The organism is Streptomyces sp. Rer75 (genome assembly GCF_013414305.1).
Taxonomy (GTDB): Bacteria; Actinomycetota; Actinomycetes; order Streptomycetales; family Streptomycetaceae; genus Streptomyces; species Streptomyces himastatinicus.
The window spans coordinates 3,823,380-3,846,702 of the sequence record NZ_CP058693.1 but is presented as its reverse complement, the minus strand read 5'-3'; the positions used below and the strand labels follow the sequence as shown (position 1 = coordinate 3,846,702).

Below are 23,323 nucleotides of genomic sequence, written 5' to 3'. Positions count from 1 at the left end.
TGGCCTTACACATGTGGAGGGAGTGTAGCGATCAGTCATTTCGGCGCGACCCCCCGATTTCTTACCGGCCAGTTGGTCCGCGTGACAAAGAACTCACTTATGGCGAAAGGGCGGCGGTGCCGCCGAGGGCGGTTGACAGGCCGCCGTATTCGGTGATCGAATCGCCAGCCTCGTCAACCGCGAGCCGGATTGTGCTAATTCACGTTGCCGTTGAATGTATTTCGCCGACGCCGCACCGGTTGCCGCACCGGTTGAATTCAGAACGGCACGCCGCAGCGCAGCAGCACGTTCGCGTACGGCCGCGCCTCGCCGGTCCGCACGACCAGCTTCGCCGTGGCCGTACGGGCCTTCAGCTCCTCGTGCGACACGAGGTCCAGCGCGGGGTACGGGAAGTAGGAGTCGAGCAGGGCCATCGCCGCCGGGTTGTACTCGCTCACCTCCTGCGCCGCGACGGCCCCCTCGGTCACCAGCTCGTCCAGCAGCCCGGTCAGCACCTGCTCGAAGGACGGCACCCCCGCCCTGAAGGCGAGGTCGACGACGAGGGGACCGGAGGACGGTATCGGCAGGCCCGCGTCGCACACCATCACCGTGTCGGTGTGGCCCAGCAGCGCCAGTCCCGCGCTCAGGTGGCGGTTGAGGATCCCCGCACGCTTCACAGGGCGGCCACCTCGTCGGCGGTCGGGAACGACACCTGCGCCCCGGCCCGGGTCACCGCGGCCGCGCCGACGCGCACGGCGTACCGGACCGCGGTCTCCAGCTCGTCGCCGACGCCCAGGCGCCAGGCGAGCGCACCGGTGAAGGCGTCACCGGCGCCGGTGGTGTCCACGGCCTCGACCGGCAGGCTGGGGATCCGCACCATACGGTCGCGGTCGGCGACGAGCGCGCCCGCGCCGCCCAGGGTGACCACCACCGAGCGCGGGCCGCGCGCCAGCAGCGCCGCCGCCCACGCCTCGGGGTCGGTGGCGTCCCCGTCCGGATGGTCGCCCAGCAGATACCGCGCCTCGTGCTCGTTGACGACGAGGGGATCGCACGCGGCCAGCACATCGGCGGGCAGGGGCGCGGGCGGCGAGGGGTTGAGCACCACGCGCGGCCCGGGCCGGTCGCCGAAGCCCGCGCTCGCCGCGCGCACCACCTCGGCGACCGTCTCCAGCGGGATCTCCAGCTGGAGCGAGACGACGCGGGCGGCGGCCAGCAGGCTGCCGGCGTCGCGCACGTCCGAGGGGGTGAGCCGGGAGTTGGCGCCGGGGGAGACCACGATGCTGTTGTCGCCCGAGGGGTCCACCGTGATCAGCGCGACCCCGGTGGGCGCGCCGCCGACCAGGACGCCGACGGTGTCGACCCCGGCGGCCCGCTGCGAGTCCAGCAGCAGTCGGCCGTGGTCGTCGTCGCCGACCCGGGCCAGCAGGGCCGTACGGGCTCCCAGGCGACCGGCGGCGACGGCCTGGTTGGCGCCCTTGCCGCCCGGGTGGACGGCCAGGTCGGAGCCGAGGACGGTCTCCCCGGCCCCGGGACGGCGGTCGACGCCGACCACCAGATCGGCGTTGGCCGACCCCACGACCAGCAGGTCGTAGTCGTGCATGCGGTATGTCCTTTCAGACGGGCGATTTTGTCAGCCGTCAGCTGATAGGTGTCAGCCGTCACATGTCAGTTGTCAGGTGTCACATGTCAGCTGTCAGGTGTCAGGTGTCAGCCGTCACGTGTCAGCCAATACCTGTCAGCTATCACGTGTCAGCCGACACCTGTCAGCCGTCCCGTGTCGGCGGACGGTCACTTCGCCTCGACGACCTTCACCGGGACCTTGACCGCCCCGGCGATCTTCTGACCCTTCGCGGCCTTGATCGCGTTCCGTACGACCAGCCGCCCCAACTCCTCGGGCTGCTGGGCGACGGTCGCGGTGAGCGTGCCGTTCTTCACCGCCTTGAGGCCGTCCGGTTCGCCGTCGAAGCCGACGACCTTGACGGACTTGCCCGCCTTGGAGCCCAGCGCCTTGATCGCGCCGAGCGCCATCTCGTCGTTCTCGGCGAAGACGCCGTCGACACCGGAGTGGGCCTGGAGCAGGTTGGTGGTCACGTCCAGGGCCTTGGTGCGGTCGAAGTCCGCGGGCTGCTTGCCGACGACCTTGATGCCCGGGTACGCCTTCAGCCCCTCCGCGAAGCCCTGGCCGCGCTCGCGCGAGGCCGACGTACCGGCGACGCCCTGGAGTACCAGGATCTTGCCCTTGCCGCCCAGCCGCTCGGCCAGCGTCTTGGCGGCGAGCTTTCCGCCCGCGATGTTGTCGGAGGCCACCAGGGACTCGACGTCCGCCTTGTTGACCGTGCGGTCGGCGGCGAGCACCGGGATACCGGCCTTGTTGGCGGTCTTCACGGACGGGCTCGCCGCGTCGGAGTCGACCGGGTTGATGATGATCGACTTCATGTTCTGGCTGGTGAAGTTCTGTATCTGATTGGCCTGCTGGGAGGCGTCGTTCTGGGCGTCGGTGACGGTGAGGCTGATCCCCGCGCGCTTGGCCTCGGCCTGCGCACCCGCCTTGAGCTGGACGAAGAAGGGGTTGTTGAGGGTCGAGACCGACAGCCCCACCTTGGGCTTCGAGCCGCCGTCCGAACCGGAGTGCCACATCGACGAGCCGAAGGCGAACGCCGCGACGACCACGGCGGCCACCGCGAACTTCCCGGCGTTCATGGCCGTCTTACGGCCGCCACCGGAGGGTCCGCCCGCCGAAGCGCCCGGTGCCGCGGGCCGGGCCCCGGCGCGCCGGCGCACCGTGTCGAGCAGCACCGCGAGCGCGATGACGACACCGATGACGACCTGCTGCCAGAAGGCGGAGACCTCCAGCAGGTTGAGCCCGTTGCGCAGCACGGCCAGGATCAGCGCGCCGATGAGCGTGCCGGACGCCTTGCCGACTCCGCCGGACAGGCTCGCGCCGCCGATGACGACCGCGGCGATCGCGTCCAGTTCGTAGCCGACCGCCGCCTGCGGCTGCGCGGAGGAGAGCCGGGAGGCGAGCACGATGCCCGCGATCGCGGCGAAGCCGCCGGACAGGGCGTAGATGACCAGCTTCTGACGGCCCACCCGGATGCCGGAGAGCCGGGCCGCCTCCTCGTTGCCGCCGATCGCGTACATCGCGCGGCCCGCGTACGTACGGCCCAGCACGCCGGAGGTGATCAGGCCCATCGCGACCATCACGAGCACCGGGACCGGCAGCCAGCCGCCGAGCGTGTCGCCGAGGCCGGACACCGAGTCGGGGACGGAGATGGGGCTGCCCTGCGAGATGACCAGGGCGAGGCCCCGCCCGACCGACAGCATCGCGAGCGTGGCGATGAACGGCGGCAGCTTCCCGAAGGACACCAGCGCCCCGCTGACCAGGCCGCACGCGACGCCCGTGGCGACGGCGAGCAGCGCCGCGAGCCACACCGGCAGCCCCTGTGAGGTCGCCGACCAGGCGAGCACGGTGGCGGACAGCGCGGCGACCGAGCCGACCGACAGATCGATGCCCGCGGAGACGATGACGAAGGTGACGCCGAAGGCGAGGATCGCGGTGACCGCGGCCTGCACGCCGACGTTGAGGAGATTGTCGGTGGTGAGGAAGTCGCCGGACAGCAGCGACATGGCCGCCACCAGCAGCACCAGGGCGCTCAGCGCGCCATTGTCGAGCAGCACGCGGCGCAGTACGGCCGGGCCCCCGGGGTCCTTCGTGGACGCGAGCGTGTCAGTGGCCACGGGAGCCCTCCTTTTCGTTGACGCCGACTCCTTCGACGGCGCCGTCTGTGCTTCCTTCGACGCCCTTGACGTCCTTCACCGCCAGGGCCATGACGGCGTCCTGGGTCGCTTCCCGAGCGGTCAGCTCCCCGGCGATCCGGCCCTGGGCCATGACCAGGACGCGGTCGCTCATGCCCAGCACCTCGGGGAGGTCGCTGGAGATCATCAGGACGGCGTGGCCGGACGCGGTGAGTTCGTTGATGAGCTGGTAGATCTCGACCTTGGCGCCCACGTCGATGCCGCGGGTCGGCTCGTCGAGGATGAGCACCTTGCTGTCGGCGAGCAGCCACTTGCCGATGACGATCTTCTGCTGGTTGCCGCCGGAGAGCGTGCGCACCTGCTGGTCGAGCCCGGCCATCCGGACCGCCAGCTGTTCGGCGATGCGCTCCGCCGCCCGGCGCTGCCCGGCCCGGTCGACCAGCCCGGCGCGGGTGGCGCCGCGCAGCGTGACCAGGCCCAGGTTCTCCTGTACGGACGCGTCCAGGACCAGCCCCTGGCCCTTGCGGTCCTCCGGTACGAGGCCGATCCCGGCGTCCATCGCGGCGACCACGTCGTGGCGGGGCAGCGGCACGCCCGCGACCTCGACGGTGCCGGTGTCGTACGGATCGGCGCCGAAGAGGGCCCGTACGACCTCGGTGCGGCCCGCCCCGACGAGCCCGGCGAGGCCGACCACCTCCCCGGCACGCACGTCGAAGTCGACGTCCTGGAAGCTGCCGCCGCGGCCGAGCCCCCGGACCTTCAGCAACGGCGCGCCGTCGCTCTCGCCGGTGTCTTCGGACGCGGGGCGCTCCCTCGGGTACTGCTGCTCGATGGACCGCCCGACCATCAGCCGCACCAGCTCGTCCTGATCGGTGGCGGCCGGGACCTGGGTGACGCTGCGGCCGTCGCGCAGGACGGTCACGCGGTCGCCCAGGGCGGCGATCTCCTCCAAGTGGTGGGTGATGAAGACGACGCCCACCCCGTCCGCGCGCAGCGTGCGGACGATCCGGAAGAGCTTGTCGACCTCCTCCGTGGTGAGCACGGCGGTCGGCTCGTCCATGATCAGAACGCGGGCGTTCAGGCTGAGCGCCTTGGCGATCTCGACCATCTGGAGCCGGGCGATCCCGAGGTCACGGATGCGGGTCCGGGGGGAGACGTCCACGCCGACGCGGGCGAGGAGTTCGGCTGCCCGCTCGTCCATCTTCGTGCGGTTGACGACGCCGAAGCGGCGCGGCTGGCGGCCCAGGAAGATGTTCTCGGCGACGCTGAGGTCGGGGACGAGGTTGAACTCCTGGTAGATGGTGGCGATGCCCAACCGCTCGGCGTCCTGCGCCCCCTGGATACGGACCGGGCTGCCGTCGACCAGGACGCGTCCCCCGTCGGGGCGGTGCGCCCCGGACAGCATCTTGATCAGCGTGCTCTTGCCCGCGCCGTTCTCGCCGAGGAGGACGTGCACCTCGCCCCGGCGGAGGTCGAAGTCGACGCCGTCCAGCGCGACCACACCCGGAAACGTCTTCCGGACCCCCTCCATCCGCAGGATCTCCGCCCCGTCGCCCGCGTGCGCGGGCTGGTCCGCGGATGCAGGCGGCGCCGGTTCCGGCTCGGGGCTGGGCGTCGTGGTCATGGCGTGCTCCCTTCGGGCTCGCCGCAGGAGCGGCGGGGGACCAGGCGGGCGGACAGGGTCACCGATGCGGCGGGCCGCCCCTCGATGCGGTCGATCAGCGCGCCGACGGCGGCGTGGCCGAGGTCGCCGGTGGGCTGGGCGATGGCGGTGATCGGCGGATCGGTGTGGACGAACCACGGGATGTCGTCGAACGCGGCGAGCGCCACGTCGTCGGGCACCCGCAGCCCGCGCGAGCGGATCTCGTCCATCGCGCCGAGCGCCATCAGATTGTCGGCGGCGAAGATCGCTTCCGGGGGCCGGGGCAGATCGAGGAAGCGGGCGGTCACCCGTCGCCCGCTGTCGGCCTGGAAGTCGCCCTGGCCGATGTAATCGGCGGGCAGGGCGAGGCCGAACTCGCGCAGGGCGGAGCGGAAGGCGTCCACCCGTTCGCGCCCGGTGGTGGTGGCGGCCGGGCCCGCGATGATGGCGAGCCGGCGGTGGCCGAGGGCGTGCAGATGGGCCACCAGATCGCGGACCGCACCGCCGCCGTCGGTGCGGACGACGGGCACCTCGTCCAGTCCCTCGCCCTCGATCCAGCGGTCGACGAAGACCATGGGCGTCCCGGTGCGGGCGGCGTCCAGCATCAGCGGGGAGCCGCCGTCGGTGGGGCTGACCAGCAGGCCGTCGATGCGGCGGTCCACCAGGGTGCGCACGTGGTGGTCCTGGAGGTCGGGCCGCTCGTCGGCGTTGCCGATGACCACGCTGTAGCCCCGGTCCCGGGCCGCGTCCTCGACGGAGCGGGCCAGTTCGGTGAAGAACGGGTTCAGCACGTCGCTGATGACCAGCCCGAGGGCGCGGGTCTGATGGGTGCGCAGCGAGCGGGCGACGGCGTTGGGCCGGTAGCCGAGGTCGGCGACGGCGGCGAGCACCTTGTCCCGGGTGTCCGTACGGACGGCCGGGTGGTCGTTGAGCACCCGGGAGACCGTCGCGACGGAGACCCCGGCGCGCTGCGCCACGTCCTTGATGGCCGGCATCGCCCCACCTCCTCGTGGAATCGATTACATCGATGACGCCGAGGGAGATTGGAATCGATTACACGAGGGCGGGGCAAGATGCCGGAACGGGCCGCAACCGGATCGTGATGTTCCGCTCTGTCTGATGTGCCGCCTCGCCGCCCTCCCGCCCGCGCCGGGTTATCCACAGGCCCGCTCGTCGCCCCGGCCCGGTGTCCGCCCCCGGCGGTACGGTCGGTGCATGCTCAAACTCGCGGTGGTCGAAGGGGTTCTGGAACGGATCACCTACGCCAATGAGGAGAACGGGTACACGGTCGCCCGGGTCGACACCGGCCGCGGCTCGGGCGATCTGCTGACCGTCGTCGGCTCGCTGCTGGGCGCGCAGCCGGGGGAGTCGCTGCGGATGGAGGGCCGCTGGGGTTCCCATCCGCAATATGGCAAACAGTTCACCGTCGAGAATTACCAGACCGTCCTGCCCGCCACCGTCCAGGGCATCCGGCGCTATCTCGGCTCGGGCCTCATCAAGGGCATCGGCCCGCGGATCGCCGACCGGATCACCGAGCACTTCGGCATCGACACCCTCGATGTCATCGAGGAGCAGCCGAAGCGGCTGATCGAGGTCCCCGGTCTCGGCCCCAAGCGGACCAAGATGATCGCCGCGGCCTGGGAGGAGCAGAAGGCCATCAAGGAGGTGATGGTCTTTCTCCAGGGCGTCGGCGTCTCCACCTCCATCGCGGTGCGGATCTACAAGAAGTACGGTGACGCGTCGATCGCGATAGTGAAGAACGAGCCGTATCGGCTGGCCGCCGACGTCTGGGGCATCGGCTTCCTCACCGCCGACAAGATCGCCCAATCGGTCGGCATCCCGCACGACAGCCCCGACCGGGTCAAGGCCGGTTTGCAGTACGCGCTGTCCCAGTCCGCCGACCAGGGCCACTGCTATCTCCCCGAGGAGCAACTGATCGGCGATGCGGTGAAGTTGCTCCAGGTCGACACGGGCCTGGTCATCGACTGCCTGGGCGAGTTGGCGGCCGAGGACGAGGGCGTGGTGCGCGAGCCGGTGCCGGGCCCGGAGGGCGGCGAGCCGGTCTCGGCGGTCTATCTGGTGCCCTTCCACCGCGCCGAGATCTCGCTGGCCGGGCAGGTGCGGCGGCTGCTGCGCACCGAGGAGGACCGGCTGCCCGCCTTCCAGGGCGTGGACTGGGGCGCGGCGCTGGGCTGGCTCGCGAAGCGCACCGGCGCCGACCTGGCTCCCGAGCAGAGTCAGGCGGTGCGGCTCGCGCTCACCGAGAAGGTCGCGGTGCTCACCGGCGGCCCCGGCTGCGGCAAGTCGTTCACCGTGCGGTCCGTGGTGGAGCTGGCCCGCGCCAAGAAGGCCAAGGTGGTGCTCGCGGCCCCCACCGGCCGGGCCGCCAAGCGGCTCGCCGAGCTGACCGGGGCCGAGGCGTCCACGGTGCACCGGCTGCTGGAGCTGAAGCCCGGCGGGGACGCGGCGTACGACAAGGACCGCCCGCTCGACGCCGACCTGGTGGTCGTCGACGAGGCCTCGATGCTCGATCTGCTGCTGGCCAACAAGCTGGTCAAGGCGGTTCCGCCGGGCGCCCATCTGCTGTTCGTGGGGGATGTGGACCAGCTGCCGAGCGTCGGCGCCGGGGAGGTGCTGCGCGATCTGCTGGCCGACGGCAGCCCGGTGCCCGCCGTCCGGCTGACCCGGATCTTCCGCCAGGCGCAGCAGTCCGGGGTGGTCACCAACGCCCACCGGATCAATTCCGGGGCCCCGCCGATCACCCAGGGGCTGTCGGACTTCTTCCTCTTCGTGGAGGACGACACGGAGGAGGCCGGGCGGCTCACGGTGGACGTCGCGGCCCGCCGCGTGCCCGCCAAGTTCGGCCTCGATCCCCGCCGTGACGTGCAGGTCCTCGCCCCGATGCATCGCGGCCCGGCGGGCGCGGGCACGCTCAACGGACTGTTGCAGCAGGCCATCACCCCGGCCCGGCCGGACCTCCCGGAGCGGCGTTTCGGCGGCCGGGTCTTCCGTGTCGGCGACAAGGTGACGCAGATCCGCAACAATTATGAGAAAGGGGCCAACGGGGTCTTCAACGGCACGGTTGGAGTCGTCACCTCCCTCGACAGCGACGAGCAGCGGCTGACCGTGCTGACGGACGAGGACGAGGAGGTGCCGTACGACTTCGACGAGCTGGACGAATTGGCTCACGCCTATGCGGTGACCATCCACCGCTCCCAGGGCAGTGAGTACCCGGCCGTCGTGATCCCGGTGACCACCGGGGCCTGGATGATGTTGCAGCGGAACCTGCTGTACACGGCGGTGACCCGGGCCAAGCGCCTTGTGGTGCTGGTCGGCTCGCGCCGCGCGCTCGGGCAGGCGGTGCGTACCGTCTCGGCGGGCAGACGCTGTACGGCGCTGGATCACCGGCTCGGCGGGACATAGGAGTCGAGCGTGTCAAGAGGGTTTCCGAACGGTGACGAACGGGGCAGGATGGCCGTGTAGGCGGCACTGAGTGCCGCCAAAAGGCCCTTCAGTCGACCCCGAGTGCACACTCATCACCCGAGTAGGGGAAGGTGGGGGGAGTCAGGGCACCTCGAGGAAGAGAACCAGACGTCGGTGAGGGATGACGTGAGCGACAACTCTGTAGTACTGCGGTACGGAGACGACGAATACACCTACCCGGTGGTCGACAGCACCGTCGGCGACAAGGGCTTTGACATCGGCAAGCTGCGCGCCCAGACCGGTCTGGTGACCCTGGACTCCGGTTACGGCAACACCGCCGCGTACAAGTCCGGCATCACCTATCTGGACGGTGAGCAGGGCATTCTGCGGTACCGCGGGTACCCCATCGAGCAGCTGGCGGAGCGCGCCTCCTTCCTGGAGACGGCCTTCCTCCTGATCAACGGTGAGCTGCCGACGGTCGACGAACTGGCGGCGTTCCGTGAGGACATCACCCGCCACACGCTGCTCCACGAGGACGTCAAACGGTTCTACGACGGCTTCCCGCGTGACGCCCACCCGATGGCGATGCTGTCCTCCGTGGTCAGCGCGCTGTCGACGTTCTATCAGGACAGCCACAACCCGTTCGACGAGAAGCAGCGCAACCTGTCGACGACCCGGCTGCTGGCCAAGCTGCCGACCATCGCGGCGTACGCGTACAAGAAGTCGGTCGGTCACCCGTTCGTCTACCCGCGCAACGACCTCGGTTACGTGGAGAACTTCCTCCGCATGACCTTCTCCGTCCCGGCGCAGGAGTACGACCTCGACCCGGTCGTGGTCAGCGCGCTCGACAAGCTGCTGATCCTGCACGCCGACCACGAGCAGAACTGTTCGACCTCCACGGTCCGGCTCGTCGGTTCCTCGCAGGCCAACATGTTCGCCTCCATCTCGGCGGGCATCAACGCCCTGTGGGGCCCGCTGCACGGCGGCGCCAACCAGTCGGTGCTGGAGATGCTGGAGGGCATCCAGGCGTCCGGCAGCGACGTCGACACCTTCATCCGCAAGGTGAAGAACAAGGAAGACGGCGTGAAGCTCATGGGCTTCGGGCACCGCGTCTACAAGAACTTCGACCCCCGGGCGAAGATCATCAAGTCGGCGGCGCACGACGTCCTCTCCGCGCTCGGCAAGTCCGACGAGCTGCTCGACATCGCGCTCAAGCTCGAGGAGCACGCGCTCGCCGACGACTACTTCGTGGAGCGCAAGCTCTACCCGAACGTGGACTTCTATACCGGTCTGATCTACCGGGCGATGGGCTTCCCGACCGAGATGTTCACCGTGCTGTTCGCGCTCGGCCGGCTGCCGGGCTGGATCGCCCAGTGGCACGAGATGATCAAGGAGCCGGGCTCCCGCATCGGCCGCCCGCGCCAGATCTACACGGGCGTCGTCGAGCGCGACTTCATCCCGGTCGAGCAGCGCTGAGCCAGCACTGCCAGGGCGGCGCCGAAGAAAGCCAGAAGCGCCCCGCTGCCGATCCCCCCACGGGTCGGAGCGGGGCGCTTCCCTTGTCCCGGTTCGGATTCCCCCCACGGGATCCGGCCCGGGCGTTCAGAGGGCCGTACGGGCTCGTACGGACGCGATCTGCCGGGACGCGTACGTACGGGAGGGCCGCTCAAAGCTCCCCGAGTACGTCGCCCCGGCCACGCGTAGCAGGATGCGTCCCCCAAGACGTATCCTCACCGCCCCATTAGACTCGCGACCCCCCTCAATGGTTACGTTCGGTTGTCTGTGATCTGCGTCTCCAACCATATGGGGGCGTAAAAGGGCAAGAGCCTCGATTCAAAGATCGAGACTCTTGTGTATGGGTGTTGTGCGGCTTATGGGGACTTGGTGGAGACCGTGGATGTCGTGAAGGAACGCAGTCGCAGACTGTTGCTCACGACGAACACGGAGGAGAACGCCATCGCGGCGCCCGCGATCATCGGGTTGAGCAGACCGGCCGCGGCGAGCGGCAGCGCGGCGACGTTGTAGCCGAACGCCCAGAACAGATTGCCCTTGATCGTGGCGAGGGTCCGGCGGGCCAGCCGGATCGCGTCGGCGGCCACGCGCAGGTCGCCCCGGACGAGAGTGAGGTCGCCCGCCTCGATCGCCGCGTCCGTTCCGGTGCCCATGGCGAGCCCGAGGTCGGCGGTGGCCAGGGCGGCGGCGTCGTTGACTCCGTCGCCGACCATGGCGACCGTGCGGCCCTCGTTCTGGAGCCGCTTCACGACGTCGACCTTGTCCTCCGGCAGGACGTCGGCGATGACCTCGTCGATGCCGACCTCGCGGGCGACCGTCTCGGCGACGCGCCGGTTGTCGCCGGTCAGCAGCACCGGGGTGAGGCCGAGGGCGCGCAGCTGGGCGACGGCTTCGGCGCTGGTCTCCTTGACGGCGTCGGCGACGGTGAGGACGCCGCGGGCGTGCCCGTCCCAGGCCACGGCGACCGCCGTATGGCCCTCCGCCTCGGCCGCGGCCTTGGCGGAGGCCAGCTCCTCCGGCAGGTCGATGGCCCACTGGCGGAGCAGTGCGTCGCGGCCGACGAGCACCGGGTGCCCGTCCACGACGCCCTGGACGCCGAGCCCGGGCACGGATTCGAAGCTCTCGGGCGCCGGGAGCGCTCCGGTGCGCTCGGCCGCGCCGTCCGCGATGGCGCGGGCGATGGGGTGCTCGCTGGCGTGCTCCACCGCGCCCGCGAGCCGCAGCAGCTCGTCCTCGCCGGTGCGCGGTGCCGGGATGATCTGGTGCAGCCGCATCCTGCCGGTGGTCACGGTGCCGGTCTTGTCGAGGACGACGGTGTCCACCCGGCGGGTCGACTCCAGCACTTCGGGGCCCTTGATGAGGATGCCGAGCTGGGCGCCGCGGCCGGTGCCGACCATGAGCGCGGTCGGGGTGGCCAGGCCCAGGGCGCACGGGCAGGCGATGATCAGTACGGCGACGGCGGCGGTGAACGCGGCGGTCGCGTCGTTCGTCGTCAGCCACCAGACCAGCAGAGTGCCCACGGCGATCAGCAGCACGATCGGCACGAAGACACCGGAGACCCGGTCGGCGAGCCGCTGCACCTCGGCCTTGCCGTTCTGCGCGTCCTCCACCAGGCGGGCCATCCGGGACAGCTGGGTGTCGGCGCCCACCCGGGTGGCCTCCACGACGATGCGGCCCGCCGTGTTGACGGTCGCGCCCGCGACCGTGTCGCCCGCCGCGACGTCCACGGGGACGGACTCGCCGGTCAGCATCGAGGCGTCCACGGCCGAGCTGCCCTCGACCACCGTGCCATCGGTGGCGATCTTCTCGCCGGGGCGTACGACGAAGCGGTCCCCGACGGCCAGTTCGCGCACCGGGATCCGTACCTCTCGTCCTCCGCGCAGGACGGCGACGTCCTTGGCGCCCAGCTCCATCAGGGCGCGCAGCGCCGCCCCCGCCCGCCGCTTGGACTTCGCCTCCAGATAGCGGCCGATGAGGATGAAGGTGGTCACCCCGGCCGCCGCCTCCAGGTAGATCGAGGACGAGCCGTTCGCGCGGGTGACGGTGACGTCGAAGCCGTGCTGCATGCCGGGCATGCCCGCGTCGCCGAAGAACAGGGCCCACAGGGACCAGCCGAGCGCCGCGAGGGTGCCCAGGGAGACCAGGGTGTCCATGGTGGCCGCGCCGTGCCGGGCGTTGGTCCAGGCGGCCTTGTGGAAGGGCGCTCCGCCCCAGACGACGACGGGCGCGGCGAGGGTGAGGGAGAGCCACTGCCAGTTGTCGAACTGGAGCGAGGGCACCATCGCCAGCACCACGACGGGCAGGGAGAGGGCGAGCGAGACGAGCGTGCGGTGGCGCAGCGGGTCGTGCCCGGCCGGTGCCTCGGGCGCGGCCTCGGGGCTGTCCGCGGCGGCGGGCTCGGGCTCGGCGGGGGGCGGCTCCTCGGCGGTGTAGCCGGTCTTGATGACCGTGGCGATGAGGTCCGCGACCTCGATCCCGTCGCCGTAGGACACCTGGGCCTTCTCGGTGGCGTAGTTCACCGTGGCGGTGACGCCGTCCAGCCGGTTGAGCTTCTTCTCGATGCGCGCCGCGCAGGAAGCGCAGGTCATGCCGCCGATGGCCAGCTCGACCCGCGCCTCCTGCCCGACGGCGGGAGCCGTGATGGTCATGCGAGTTCGTAACCTGCTTCGTCGACGGCGGCGCGGACGGCCTCGTCGTCCAGCGGGGCGGCCGAGACGACGGTGACCTGGCCGGTGGAGGCCACGGCCTTGACGGAGCTGACACCGTCGAGGGCGCCGATTTCCTCGGCGACGGCGCCCTCGCAGTGGCCACAGGTCATGCCGGTCACCTGGTAGACGGCGGTGACGGTGTTCGCCTCGGAGCTCATGGTTTCTCCTCTGTGGGGGAGTGGCTGACGGTACGCGAGGGGCGCCGGTTGGCGCAGCGCCTCCTGACTCTCTCAACTCTATACCCCTAGGGGGTATTCCCGGAAGTCGGGAGTGCGCCGGTTCTGTGCGCAGTGGCGGTCAGTGCCGGGCGGATGTCGCCTCGGTGCCGATGACGGGGGCCAGGTACCCGTAGAGGCAGTTCTTCACCTCGGTGATGTACGCCTCCCGGTCCTCGCCCTCGTGGGAGAGGATCAGCTCCAGCCCGGCCTTGAACAGGGCGAACGCCATGGTCGCGATGCGCGTGCGGCGCTCCGGGGCCAGCTCGGGGACGTAGGTGCCGATCAGCTCCTCGACCCGGGTCTGAAGTGCGGCGTGCAGCGCCGCGTGCTCCTCGGCGACCGTGCCCGGGGTGTCGGAGGAGCAGATCAGGGTGAGGAAGACGGGGTTGGCGCAGTTGAACTCGATCAGCGGGTCGAGGACCACGTCCAGCATCTCGCCGAGCGGCAGCGCGGCGTTCTCGTCGGTGAAGACCACGCCGTGGGTGTCCCGCATCTGCTGGGTGAGGCGGTCGCCCAGCTCGACGGCGATGGCCTCCTTGTTCGGGAAGAACTGGTACAGCGTGCCGGGGGAGACCCCGGCCTCGCGGGCGATCGCGTTGGTGCTCGCGGAGGTGTAGCCGGTGCGGCAGAAGACGCTGGCGGCGGCGTCCAGCAGCTGCTGGATCCGGCGCTCGCCGCGCGCCTGTCTGCGGCGGGGGTTCGCGGGTCGGGCTGCCTGGCTCTCGGTCACAATCCCCAGCTTCCCATGAGCGATTGACAAACACGAGTGGCCGCTCGCATTCTTGAGAAATGCGAGCGGTCGCTCGTGTTTGCCAGTCCGTGGCAATCAGCGACCCGTGCTGCCTGCCTGCCCGCTTGCCCGAGCGGGGGCGGACGCATGGGCACAGGTGAAGGGGACACCGCGTCATGACCGATGCCAATCGGCCGCCCGGCGAGCGGATCGGAGGATGGACCCGCCTGGTCACCGCCAGGCCGCGGCTGTCCTTGCTGGTCGCCTTGCTCTTCACGGCGCTCGCCGTCGTGGCCGGGAGCGGAGTCGCCGACCGGCTCTCCGGCGGCGGCTGGGAGGACCCTGCGTCCCAGTCCTCGTACGCCACCAAGGCGCTGGAGAAGCGCTTCCCCGCCTCCCAGCCCAACCTCCTGCTGCTCGTCGACGGCGGCGGCAAGAAGGTGGACGACCCGGCGGTCGCCACCGAGGCCCGGGCCCTCGCCAAGAAGCTCTCGGGCGAGAAGTCGGTCACCGGCGTCACCTCCTACTGGGACACCGGCGCGTCCGCCCTGCGCAGCAAGGACCGCGGCGAGGCGATCATCGCCGCGCGCATCACCGGTGACGAGACGGCCGCGGGCAAGGCGCTGGAGCGCATCGCCCCCGACTACCGCGGGCAGCACGGACCGGTCGAGGTCTCCCTCGGCGGACCGGTCGCGGTCAAGCAGGAGATGCAGACCACCATTCAGGAAGACCTGCTGCGGGCCGAGATGATGGCCCTGCCCGTCACCCTGGTGCTGCTCGTCATGGTCTTCGGCAGCGCGGTGGCCGCGCTGCTGCCGCTCGGCATCGGCGTCATCGCGATCCTGGGCACCGACGCCGTGCTGCGCGTGCTCACCGAGTTCACCGATGTCTCGGTCTTCGCGCAGAACCTGACCACCGCGCTCGGCCTCGGACTCGCCATCGACTACGCCCTGTTCATCGTGCGGCGCTTCCGCGAGGAGCTGTCGGCGGGCGGGGAGACCCTCCCGGCCGTCGCCGCCACCCTGCGCACCGCCGGGCGGACCGTGCTCTTCTCGGCGCTGACCGTCGCCGTCTCACTCGCCGCGATGATGGTCTTCCCGCAGTACTTCCTGCGATCCTTCGCCTACGCGGGCATCGCCGTGGTGCTCATCGCCGCGGCCGCCGCCCTGGTGGTGCTGCCCGCGGCGCTCATGCTGCTCGGCGACCGGGTCAACAAGTGGGACCTCACCCGGCTGCTGCGCCGCGGCCGCCGCGCCGAAGCGGCCGCGGAGGGGGTCGAACCGGGCGCGGGCTGGGGGCGGTTCGCCCGGCTGGTGATGCGGCGCGCCCCGGTCTTCGCGCTGGCTACCGTCGCCGGGCTGGTGGCGCTGGGGCTGCCCTTCCTGCGGGTGGAGTTCGGCACCGCGGACGACCGCCAGCTGCCCTCCAGTGCCGAATCGCACGTGGTCCAGCAGCACATCCGGGACGGCTTCGCGGGCGGACCCGGCGGCGGGGTGGAGATCCTCGCCGAGGGCAAGCCCGGCGCCGCGGCGCTCGCCGACTACAGTGCCGAGGTCTCCGCCCTTCCCGGGGTGCTGCGGGTGGACAGCCCGGCCGGTCGCTTCGCGGACGGCCACCAGGTGGGCAAGCCCGGCCCGGCCGAGGCGGCACGCACCGCCGGTGGCGCGGCGTATCTCAGCGTGCAGCCCAAGGGCGAGGCCGTGGAGCCCGCCACCCAGGACCTGGTGCGGGACATCCGCGCCCAGAGTCCCCCGTTCCAGACCTCGGTGACCGGCACCGCGGCCGTCCTGGTGGACACCAAGGAGTCCCTGGGCGACCGCACCCCCTGGGCAGGCGCGATCATCATCGCGGTCACCCTGCTGCTGGTCTTCCTGCTCACCGGGAGCCTGCTGATCCCGCTCCAGGCCGTGCTGCTCAACGCGCTCAGCCTCACCGCGATGTTCGGCGCCATGGTGTGGGTCTTCCAGGAGGGGCATCTGTCCGGGCTGCTGGCCTTCACCAGCTCCGGCGACATAGAGACCACCCTGCCGGTGCTGATGTTCTGCGTCGCCTTCGGGCTCTCCATGGACTACGGCGTCTTCCTGCTCTCCCGCATCAAGGAGGAGTACGAGCGCACGGGGGACCATGAGGCGGCGGTGGAGTTCGGACTGCGGCGCACCGGCGGGCTGATCACGGCGGCGGCGCTGATCCTGGCCGTGGTCATGGTGGCCATCGGCACCTCGCGGGTCACCAACACCAAGATGCTCGGCCTCGGTATCGCCCTGGCCGTGCTGATGGACGCGATGGTGGTGCGCAGTCTGCTGGTGCCGGCGGTGATGAAGCTGACCGGCCGGGCCACCTGGTGGGCCCCGGGCCCGCTGCGGCGGCTGCACACCCGGTTCGGGCTGAGCGAAGGGGAATCCGCACCCTCGTCCGACGCCCCCTCCGGTGACGCTCCGGGCGGCTCCTCCGGCGACGCTGCCGGGGAGGCGGGCGGGGATACGGACGCGGATCCGGGGAAGGGCCGCCACCGGGACCGGGTGAGCATCCGCTGACCCCCGCGGCCCGGGCGCGAGACACGCCCTCGGGGGTGTCCGCAAGGTCGCGGGCCCGGCGGGACTTTGCGGACACCCCCTAGTCCTTGGTCTCGCGCCGGGCGCGGCGGTTGCCGGGTCTGCGGGCCACCCAGGCCCGGATCGTATCCGCGTACCAATATGGTTTGCCGCCCTCCACCAAGTCGGGGGGCGGCATGTGACCGTGCTTGCGATAGGACCGTACGGTGTCGGTCTGCACACCGATGTGTGCGGCGATCTCCTTGTAGGACCACAGCCTTCGATCGGTCATCCCTCGCGCCCTTTCACTCGGCCTGTGTCCGGTGAACGACGTCGGGTGACGGGCGGCTAGGGGCTGTTGAACACCTGTGACGTAAGACGTGCGGAGATGTGACGCCTGTGACCCGCGGGTGACGTGCGGTCCCCCTCCCTCCAGGAGGACAGCTACTTCCAGGAGGAGAGGTACTCGTCGATCTTCCGGCGCATGAACACGGACGACTCGCGGGCCCGGTCCTCCCAGGCGAAGACGCAGGAGGTCAGCGTGCCGTCGAAGTTGTTGTCGCGCAGCGCGCCGAACAGCGCGTCGAAGTCGACCTCGCCCTGCCCGATGTCCAGGTGCTGGTGGATACGGGCCGCAGAACCGGGCGGGTTGATGATGTAGCGCAGACCCGAGGACGCGGTGTGATCGAAGGTGTCGGCCAGATGCACATGGGTGAGCAGATCGCCCGCGTGCTTGATCAGACCGGGGGCGTCATTGCCGTGGTGGAAGGTGTGCGGGGCGCAGTAGAGGTAGGAGACCAGGGGGTGGTTGATGCCCCGGATCATGTTGATCGCCTCGTACCCCTCCTCGATGAAGTCGTCGGGGTGCGGTTCCAGCGTCAGCCGGATGGACTCGCGCTCGAAGACCGGCAGCAGCTCCTCGATCGACCGCCAGAACTGGCCCTCGCTGCGGCTGGGGTCCTCGGGGCGGCCGTTGAACTCCGAGATCATGCTGTCCACGCCCAGATCGGCGGTGATCTGGATGGCCCGCTTCCAGTAGCGGACGGCGGCCTGGCGCTCGTCCTCGTCCGGACCGGACCAGCGGAACAGCGGCAGTACGGAGGAGATCTTCACCCCGGCGGCGTCCAGCGCCTTGCGGAACTGCCGCACCGTGCCGTCGTCCACCCGCGGGTGCTTGAAGAACGGGATGAAGTCATCGCGGGGAGACAGCTCGATGTACTCGAAGCCCAGCTCGGCGACGAGGGCCGGGAGTTCGAGCAGGGGCCCCTTGCGCAGCATATGCGGGTCGAGGGCGATCTTCATGAGAAGGAGAAACCTTTCCAACAGGGAGAACGTGAAGGGTGCGGCACAAAGAGGGGCGGGCCGGTCGTGGCGGCGACCGGCCCGCCCATGAGCGTCAGGCGTAGAAGGCCGGGCGCACGATCATGTCGACGGGCGTGCGCTCACCCGTGACCTGCGCCCGCACCCCCGCCTCGCATACGGCGGCCGCGGCGTAGCCGTCCCAGGCGCTCGGGCCCTCGACCTCGCCGCGCTTGGTGGCGTTGACCCAGGCCTGCACCTCGCGGTCGTACGCCTCCTCGAAGCGGGCCACGAAGTCGGGGGCGATCTCGCCGCCCCAGGTGCCGGGGCGGTTGACGAGCATGCCGTGGGCGTCGCCGACGCGCGCGGTGCCGCGCTCGCAGACCGCCTCGGCCTGGACCTGGTAGCCGAAGCCGCAGGTCGCGAAGATCTCGACGTTGACGATCGCGCCGCCGGTGGTCTCGAAGATCACCAGCTGCGGGTCGGCCAGGCCCTCGGGGGCGTTGGAGCTGGGGGTCGGCTTGAGCACGGTGACGTTGGCGATCTCCTGCTCCAGCAGCCAGCGCGACTGGTCCATCTCGTGCACCACCGAGTCGTTGATCAGCATCTCGGTGGTGAAGTACGAGTGCACCGACGCATTGCGGTGGCGGCAGTGCATCAGCAGCGGGCGGCCCAGCTCGCCGGAGGCGAGCAGCGCCTTGAGTTTCATGAACTCGGTGTCGTAGCGGCGCATGAAGCCGACCTGGATACGGCGGTGACCGAGCCGCTGCTCGGCCTCCAGCACCCGCAGCGCGGACTCCGAGTCCGGGGTCAGCGGCTTCTCGCACAGCACCGGCAGATCGTGCTCGAACGCGCTGAGCAGCGCGGCCTCGTGCGCGGGGCCGGGCGAGGCGATCAGTACGGCGTCCACGCCCGGCGCGGCCATGGCGGCGGCCGGGTCGGTGAACGCCTGGCAGCCCTCGGACAGATCGGCGACGGCCTTGGCGCGGGCCTCGTCGATGTCCACCACGGCCGCCACCCGGGCGCCGCTGATCACGTCGCTGATGCGGCGGACGTGGTCGGCGCCCATCTTGCCGGTCCCGATGACGGCGATCCCGAGCGTGCCCTGCTGGGTCATAGGTGTCTCTCTTCTCTTTCTGCGCGTTCGGAGGATCGAAGGGAGCGGGGGAGGCGGAAGGTCAGGCGCCGCAGGAGCGCAGGAAGCGGCGGGTGCGCTCGGCGATCGGGAACGGCTGGTCGGGCGGGCAGGGGTACATGTCCTGCTCGACGATGGCGAACAGGTCCACGTCCAGCTTCTGGGCGGCCGCCAGGACCGGTTCCAGCTCCGGAACGCCCTTGGGCGGCTCGCACATCACGCCGCGCTTCACGGCCGGGCCGAACGGCACGCCGTTCTTGACCACGTCGGCCAGGATCTCCGGGTCGACCTGCTTGAGGTGGAGGTAGCCGATGCGCTCGCCGTAGGTCTCGATCAGCTTGACGCTGTCCCCGCCGCAGTAGGCGTAGTGGCCGGTGTCCAGGCAGAGGTTGACCAGGTCGGAGTCGGTGGCGTCCAGGAAGCGGGCCACGTTCTCCTCGCCGTCGATGTGGGTGTCGGCGTGCGGGTGGACGACGATGTCGAGCCCGAAGCGCTCGCGCACCTCACGGCCGAGGCGCTCCATGCCGGTGGACAGGTGGCGCCACTGCTCGGCGGTCAGCTCGGGCGGCTCGATGATCTCGGCGGTCTTGTCGTCGCGCCAGAAGGAGGGGATGACCACGAGGTGCTTGGCGTTCATGGCCCGGGTCAGCTCCGCCACCTGGGAGACGTGCTCCCAGGTGGCGTCCCAGACCTCGGGGCCGCGGTGCAGGGAGGTGAAGATCGTGCCCGCCGAGACCGTGAGGTTCCGGCGGGTGATCTCCTCGGTGAGCCGGGCGGGGTCGGTCGGCAGATAGCCGTACGGGCCCAGCTCGATCCACTCGTAGCCGGCCTCCGCGACCTCGTCGAGGAAGCGCTGCCAGGGGACCTGTTGCGAGTCTTCGGGGAACCACACCCCCCACGAGTCGGGGGCCGAGCCGACCCGGATGCGGTCCAGGGCGGGTACGGGGGAGGCGGCGGCAGTCATGGAAGAGGGTCTCCTCTCGCCGGTCGTGGAGACCGGGGAAGGGGGCAGTGCGGGTCGCTTGCTCGTGGTGGTGGTCGGGGCCCGCGTTTCATGCTGTTTTGGGCAGCTTTACGGGCCGGACAGGGGGCCGTCAAGACTTCGTCAGGACATTCGGACGTAAGGTCAGGCCGAGAGAGCTCGGATGTCAGGACGAGGGGCTGTTGACGACCTCGGGAAGCTCCTCCACATCGACCCCGCGCACCTGCGCGAGTTCGTGCTTGAGAGCGGCCAGCTCGGTACCGCCGGCCATGTGGTTGGTGAGTTCCTCCAGGCTGACGTCGTCCCGGGCGGCGTTCAGCTCCAGGGCGCCGAGTCTCAGCACCGAGAAGTGGTCGCCGACCATGTATGCGTGGTGCGGGTTGTGGGTGATGAAGATGACGCCCAGGCCCCGCTCGCGGGCCGCCGCGATGTACTTCAGGACGACGCCCGACTGCTTGACGCCCAGCGCTGCGGTGGGCTCGTCCAGGATCAGCACTCTGGCGCCGAAGTGCACCGCCCGCGCGATGGCCACGGACTGCCGCTGGCCCCCGGAGAGGGTGCCGATGGGCTGTTCCAGGTTGTCCAGGTGGATGCCCATGGCGGACAGCTCCGCATGGGTGGTCTCCTTCATCCGCTCGATGTCGAGCCGCCGGATGGGCCAGGGGCCGCGGGTCAGCTCGGAGCCGAGGAAGAAGTTCCGCCACACCGGCATCAGGGGCACCGTGGCCAGGTCCTGGTAGACGGTGGCGATGCCGAGGTCGAGGGCCTCGCGCGGGTTGTGCAGCCGCACCGGCTTGCCGTCGACGACGTACTCGCCCTCGTCGTGCTGGTGCAACCCGGAGATGATCTTGATGAGGGTGGACTTTCCGGCGCCGTTGTCGCCGAGGACGCAGGTCACCTGGCCCGGCCGGACGTCGAGGTCGATGCCCTCCAGGGCCCGGATGTTGCCGTAGAGCTTGCCGACGCCCTTGAGCTGGACGACCGGCTCCGTCGCGCCCTCGGCGGCGGAGGTGGGCTTCGTGAGGTCGTTGGCGGTCATTCCCATCACCTCCTGGCGGCCTGACGGCGCACCCACAGATTCACGAGCGTGGCGAGCAGCAGCATCACGCCGACGAAGAACTTGAACCAGTCCGGGTTCCAGTTGGCGTAGACGATGCCCTGGTTGACCATGCCGAAGATGAACGCGCCGAGGAGCGCGCCGATCGCGGAGCCGTAGCCGCCGGTGAGCAGACAGCCGCCGATCACGGCCGCGATGATGTAGTAGAACTCGTTGCCGACGCCCTCACCGGCCTGCACGGTGTTGTACTCGAAGAGCAGGTGCATGCCGACGAACCAGGCCGCGAAGCCCACGGTCATGAACAGCGCGATCTTGGTGAGGTTCACGGGGACGCCGACCGCCCGGGCGCTCTCCTTGGAGCCGCCGGCCGCGAAGATCCAGTTGCCGAACTTGGTGCGCAGCAGGACCCAGGTGGCGAGGGCCGCGAAGGCCAGCCAGTACACCACGGTGATGTTCAGATCGACGCCGAAGACCGGGATCTCGGAGGCGAAGACCGCCTTGGCCGATTCGAAGCCGTCCATGTCGTTGATGGTGTTGGTGGCGACGTTGCCGGTCAGCAGCTTGGTGATGGCCAGGTTGAGGCCCTGGAGCATCAGGAAGCTGGCGAGCGAGACCAGGAAGCTGGGCAGCCCGGTCTTGATCAGCAGCAGGCCGTTGATCAGGCCCACCGCGAGCGAAATGACCAGGGCGACCCCGACGCCGACCCAGACGTTGGCGGTGAGCTGGAAGCTGAGCATGCTCGCGGCCAGCGCCGAGGAGGTGACGGCGACACCGGCCGACAGGTCGAACTCGCCGCCGATCATCAGCAGGGAGACGGCGAGCGCCATGATGCCCAGGGTCGAGCCCTGGTAGAGCACGGTGGCGAACGAGTCCGCCTGGCGGAAGGTCGGGGCGACCGTGAAGAAGAAGATGTAGACGCCGACGGCGGCGACCAGCGCGCCGATCTCCGGCCGGGCGAGGGCCCGGCGGGCCAGCGAGCGTTCGGCGGTGCGGCTCTTGGGGCGCGCCGCCGGGGATGCCGGTGGCATGGCGGCGGCGGGTGGGGCAGCTTGGGTCATGGCCGGATCACCGCGTGCCCTTCTGGGCGAACTTGGCGATCTTCTCCACGTTGTCCTTGGTGACGAACGCGGGTCCGGTCAGCACGGGCTTCTCGCCGCCGCCGCTGAAGTTGCCGTTGTTCTTGTAGAGCCACAGGGAGTCGACGGCCAGATAGCCCTGGAGGTACGGCTGCTGGTCCACCGCGAACTGCACGTCCCCGCTCTGGACGGCGGCGATGAGGTCCTTGTTGAGGTCGAAGGTGGCGACCTTGGCCTTGCCGCCCGACTGCTCGGCGGACTGCGCGGCGGTCAGTGCGAACGGTGCGCCGAGCGTGACGACGTAGTCGATGCTCGAGTCCTGCTTGAGCTTGGCGGAGATCGTGGACTTGACCGACGGCATGTCGGTCCCGTTGACGTAGAGGGTGTCCGTCTTGCCCTTGAAGGTCTTCTTCACGCCCGCGCAGCGGGCCTCCAGGGCGACATGGCCCTGCTCCTGGATGACACAGATGTTGTGCTTGGCGCCCACCTGGTTGAGGCGCTTGCCGAAGGCCTGTCCGGCGAGGTTCTCGTCCTGGCCGAAGTATTCGAGCAGCCCCTGGGACTTCCAGTCCTCGAGGCCGGAGTTGAAGCCGACGACGGGGATCCCGGCCTTCTCGGCCTTGGCGATCGCGCCCTTCATCGCGGCGGGCTTGGCCAGCGTGACGGCGATGCCGTCGACCTTCTGGTTGATCGCGTTCCGGATGAGGTTGGCCTGGTCGCCGCCGTTGGGATTGCTGGAGTAGACCAGATCGACGTTGTCCTTGGCCGCGGCCGCCTTGGCGCCCTTGCGGACCGTGTCCCAGAAGGTGTCACCCGGAGCGGCATGGGTGATCATCGCGATCTTCAGCCGGGGGGTGTTGGCCTTGCCCGCGGAGATGTCGTCCGCTTCGTCCTGGGCCTTCTTGCCCCCTTGACTGCTGCACCCCGTTGCGAGGAGAACCGTTACGGCGGCGATGGTGGTGAGTCCCGCTCTGCGGCGTCGGTCGAATCTGAGGTCCATCTGTTCCAGCACCTCTCAAGCCAGGTCCGGTGTTAACACAGCCGTTGCATGAGGGGGAGCCAACTCCTCGCGGCCACTACCTGTCAAGGGTTTGTCATGACAACATTTCATCTGGACGTAACGAGACCATAACGCGCCCCAGAGCGGGTCTCGTGGTTACGTCCGAATGTAATGACAAATGCTTGACAGGGGGCTGTGAACGCGTCTAGACCTGAAGGGGCCGGGCGGGACCCGGTGTTCGCCACGACAACCCTGAGCTGCGTCTTTCCCGAAGG

The 23,323-nt window shown here is 70.1% G+C and carries 18 protein-coding genes; 3 read left to right on the top strand and 15 right to left on the bottom strand.

Features of this window, described 5'->3' with window-relative positions; translation table 11 throughout:
* Positions 1 to 257: 257 nt before the first annotated feature.
* The 5 genes from rbsD to HYQ63_RS15780 all read right to left on the bottom strand — a co-directional run bounded on the left by rbsD (position 258) and on the right by HYQ63_RS15780 (position 6,372).
* Positions 258 to 656: a D-ribose pyranase gene (gene rbsD / locus HYQ63_RS15800; protein WP_179934395.1), complete on the bottom strand. Its 399-nt coding sequence runs from the start codon at positions 654 to 656 to the stop codon at positions 258 to 260.
* Complete coding sequence (locus HYQ63_RS15795) at positions 653 to 1,579, bottom strand: ribokinase (protein ID WP_179934394.1); 927 nt, start codon at positions 1,577 to 1,579, stop codon at positions 653 to 655. Before HYQ63_RS15795 ends, rbsD begins: the two co-directional genes overlap by 4 nt.
* Positions 1,580 to 1,767: 188 nt before the next feature.
* Positions 1,768 to 3,717 carry a substrate-binding domain-containing protein gene (locus tag HYQ63_RS15790; protein WP_179934393.1) on the bottom strand — a complete coding sequence of 650 codons (1,950 nt, stop codon included), beginning with the start codon at positions 3,715 to 3,717 and terminating at the stop codon, positions 1,768 to 1,770.
* On the bottom strand, positions 3,707 to 5,266 hold the full coding sequence (locus HYQ63_RS15785; protein WP_179940156.1) for a sugar ABC transporter ATP-binding protein: 1,560 nt from the start codon (positions 5,264 to 5,266) through the stop codon (positions 3,707 to 3,709). Before HYQ63_RS15785 ends, HYQ63_RS15790 begins: the two co-directional genes overlap by 11 nt.
* Positions 5,267 to 5,355: 89 nt before the next feature.
* A complete protein-coding gene (locus HYQ63_RS15780) occupies positions 5,356 to 6,372 on the bottom strand; it encodes a LacI family DNA-binding transcriptional regulator (protein ID WP_179934392.1) in 1,017 nt (338 codons plus the stop codon).
* Between the two features lie 220 nt (positions 6,373 to 6,592).
* Here HYQ63_RS15780 and HYQ63_RS15775 point away from each other — a divergent pair, with 220 nt between their 5' ends.
* Together HYQ63_RS15775 and HYQ63_RS15770 are read left to right on the top strand one after the other, a co-directional pair.
* Positions 6,593 to 8,800 (top strand): ATP-dependent RecD-like DNA helicase, encoded by a 2,208-nt coding sequence (locus HYQ63_RS15775; RefSeq protein ID WP_179934391.1) that lies wholly within the window; start codon positions 6,593 to 6,595, stop codon positions 8,798 to 8,800.
* 186 nt (positions 8,801 to 8,986) lie between these two features.
* Entirely contained in the window at positions 8,987 to 10,276 is a 1,290-nt protein-coding gene (locus HYQ63_RS15770; protein ID WP_179934390.1) for a citrate synthase, read from the top strand.
* Positions 10,277 to 10,671: 395 nt separating this feature from the next.
* On the opposite strand, the gene HYQ63_RS15765 is transcribed toward HYQ63_RS15770, so the two are convergent.
* The 3 genes from HYQ63_RS15765 to HYQ63_RS15755 all read right to left on the bottom strand — a co-directional run bounded on the left by HYQ63_RS15765 (position 10,672) and on the right by HYQ63_RS15755 (position 13,968).
* Complete coding sequence (locus HYQ63_RS15765) at positions 10,672 to 12,960, bottom strand: cation-translocating P-type ATPase (RefSeq protein ID WP_179934389.1); 2,289 nt, start codon at positions 12,958 to 12,960, stop codon at positions 10,672 to 10,674.
* Positions 12,957 to 13,178: a heavy-metal-associated domain-containing protein gene (locus HYQ63_RS15760; RefSeq protein WP_179934388.1), complete on the bottom strand. Its 222-nt coding sequence runs from the start codon at positions 13,176 to 13,178 to the stop codon at positions 12,957 to 12,959. Before HYQ63_RS15760 ends, HYQ63_RS15765 begins: the two co-directional genes overlap by 4 nt.
* Positions 13,179 to 13,317: 139 nt before the next feature.
* Positions 13,318 to 13,968, bottom strand: a complete 651-nt coding sequence (locus HYQ63_RS15755) for a TetR/AcrR family transcriptional regulator (protein WP_179934387.1) — start codon at positions 13,966 to 13,968, stop codon at positions 13,318 to 13,320.
* A gap of 176 nt (positions 13,969 to 14,144) precedes the next feature.
* Between HYQ63_RS15755 and HYQ63_RS15750 the strand changes: the two genes are divergently transcribed.
* Positions 14,145 to 16,502, top strand: a complete 2,358-nt coding sequence (locus tag HYQ63_RS15750) for an MMPL family transporter (RefSeq protein ID WP_179934386.1) — start codon at positions 14,145 to 14,147, stop codon at positions 16,500 to 16,502.
* 79 nt (positions 16,503 to 16,581) lie between these two features.
* Here the strand turns inward: HYQ63_RS15750 and HYQ63_RS15745 are convergent, their stop codons facing one another.
* From HYQ63_RS15745 to HYQ63_RS15715, 7 genes are all read right to left on the bottom strand, one after another.
* Entirely contained in the window at positions 16,582 to 16,791 is a 210-nt protein-coding gene (locus HYQ63_RS15745) for an AlpA family transcriptional regulator (RefSeq protein WP_123099673.1), read from the bottom strand.
* Positions 16,792 to 16,943: 152 nt separating this feature from the next.
* On the bottom strand, positions 16,944 to 17,801 hold the full coding sequence (locus HYQ63_RS15740) for a sugar phosphate isomerase/epimerase (RefSeq protein ID WP_179934385.1): 858 nt from the start codon (positions 17,799 to 17,801) through the stop codon (positions 16,944 to 16,946).
* A gap of 94 nt (positions 17,802 to 17,895) precedes the next feature.
* On the bottom strand, positions 17,896 to 18,915 hold the full coding sequence (locus tag HYQ63_RS15735) for a Gfo/Idh/MocA family protein (protein ID WP_179934384.1): 1,020 nt from the start codon (positions 18,913 to 18,915) through the stop codon (positions 17,896 to 17,898).
* A gap of 61 nt (positions 18,916 to 18,976) precedes the next feature.
* Positions 18,977 to 19,897 (bottom strand): sugar phosphate isomerase/epimerase, encoded by a 921-nt coding sequence (locus tag HYQ63_RS15730; RefSeq protein ID WP_179934383.1) that lies wholly within the window; start codon positions 19,895 to 19,897, stop codon positions 18,977 to 18,979.
* A gap of 184 nt (positions 19,898 to 20,081) precedes the next feature.
* On the bottom strand, positions 20,082 to 20,954 hold the full coding sequence (locus HYQ63_RS15725) for an ATP-binding cassette domain-containing protein (RefSeq protein WP_257231882.1): 873 nt from the start codon (positions 20,952 to 20,954) through the stop codon (positions 20,082 to 20,084).
* Between the two features lie 5 nt (positions 20,955 to 20,959).
* On the bottom strand, positions 20,960 to 22,030 hold the full coding sequence (locus tag HYQ63_RS15720) for an ABC transporter permease (RefSeq protein WP_179934381.1): 1,071 nt from the start codon (positions 22,028 to 22,030) through the stop codon (positions 20,960 to 20,962).
* A gap of 7 nt (positions 22,031 to 22,037) precedes the next feature.
* On the bottom strand, positions 22,038 to 23,048 hold the full coding sequence (locus HYQ63_RS15715; protein ID WP_179934380.1) for a sugar ABC transporter substrate-binding protein: 1,011 nt from the start codon (positions 23,046 to 23,048) through the stop codon (positions 22,038 to 22,040).
* Between the last annotated feature and the right edge of the window lie 275 nt (positions 23,049 to 23,323).

Coding starts and splice junctions, on each gene's coding strand:
- HYQ63_RS15715 (WP_179934380.1), bottom strand. CDS start 23,048: ATGGACCTCAGATTCGACCGACGCCGCAGAGCGGGACTCACCACCATC.
- HYQ63_RS15745 (WP_123099673.1), bottom strand. CDS start 16,791: ATGACCGATCGAAGGCTGTGGTCCTACAAGGAGATCGCCGCACACATC.
- HYQ63_RS15750 (WP_179934386.1), top strand. CDS start 14,145: ATGACCGATGCCAATCGGCCGCCCGGCGAGCGGATCGGAGGATGGACC.
- HYQ63_RS15765 (WP_179934389.1), bottom strand. CDS start 12,960: ATGACCATCACGGCTCCCGCCGTCGGGCAGGAGGCGCGGGTCGAGCTG.
- HYQ63_RS15725 (WP_257231882.1), bottom strand. CDS start 20,954: ATGACCGCCAACGACCTCACGAAGCCCACCTCCGCCGCCGAGGGCGCG.
- HYQ63_RS15785 (WP_179940156.1), bottom strand. CDS start 5,266: ATGGAGGGGGTCCGGAAGACGTTTCCGGGTGTGGTCGCGCTGGACGGC.
- HYQ63_RS15795 (WP_179934394.1), bottom strand. CDS start 1,579: ATGCACGACTACGACCTGCTGGTCGTGGGGTCGGCCAACGCCGATCTG.
- HYQ63_RS15775 (WP_179934391.1), top strand. CDS start 6,593: ATGCTCAAACTCGCGGTGGTCGAAGGGGTTCTGGAACGGATCACCTAC.
- HYQ63_RS15735 (WP_179934384.1), bottom strand. CDS start 18,915: ATGACCCAGCAGGGCACGCTCGGGATCGCCGTCATCGGGACCGGCAAG.
- HYQ63_RS15740 (WP_179934385.1), bottom strand. CDS start 17,801: ATGAAGATCGCCCTCGACCCGCATATGCTGCGCAAGGGGCCCCTGCTC.
- HYQ63_RS15730 (WP_179934383.1), bottom strand. CDS start 19,897: ATGACTGCCGCCGCCTCCCCCGTACCCGCCCTGGACCGCATCCGGGTC.
- HYQ63_RS15720 (WP_179934381.1), bottom strand. CDS start 22,030: ATGACCCAAGCTGCCCCACCCGCCGCCGCCATGCCACCGGCATCCCCG.
- HYQ63_RS15760 (WP_179934388.1), bottom strand. CDS start 13,178: ATGAGCTCCGAGGCGAACACCGTCACCGCCGTCTACCAGGTGACCGGC.
- HYQ63_RS15780 (WP_179934392.1), bottom strand. CDS start 6,372: ATGCCGGCCATCAAGGACGTGGCGCAGCGCGCCGGGGTCTCCGTCGCG.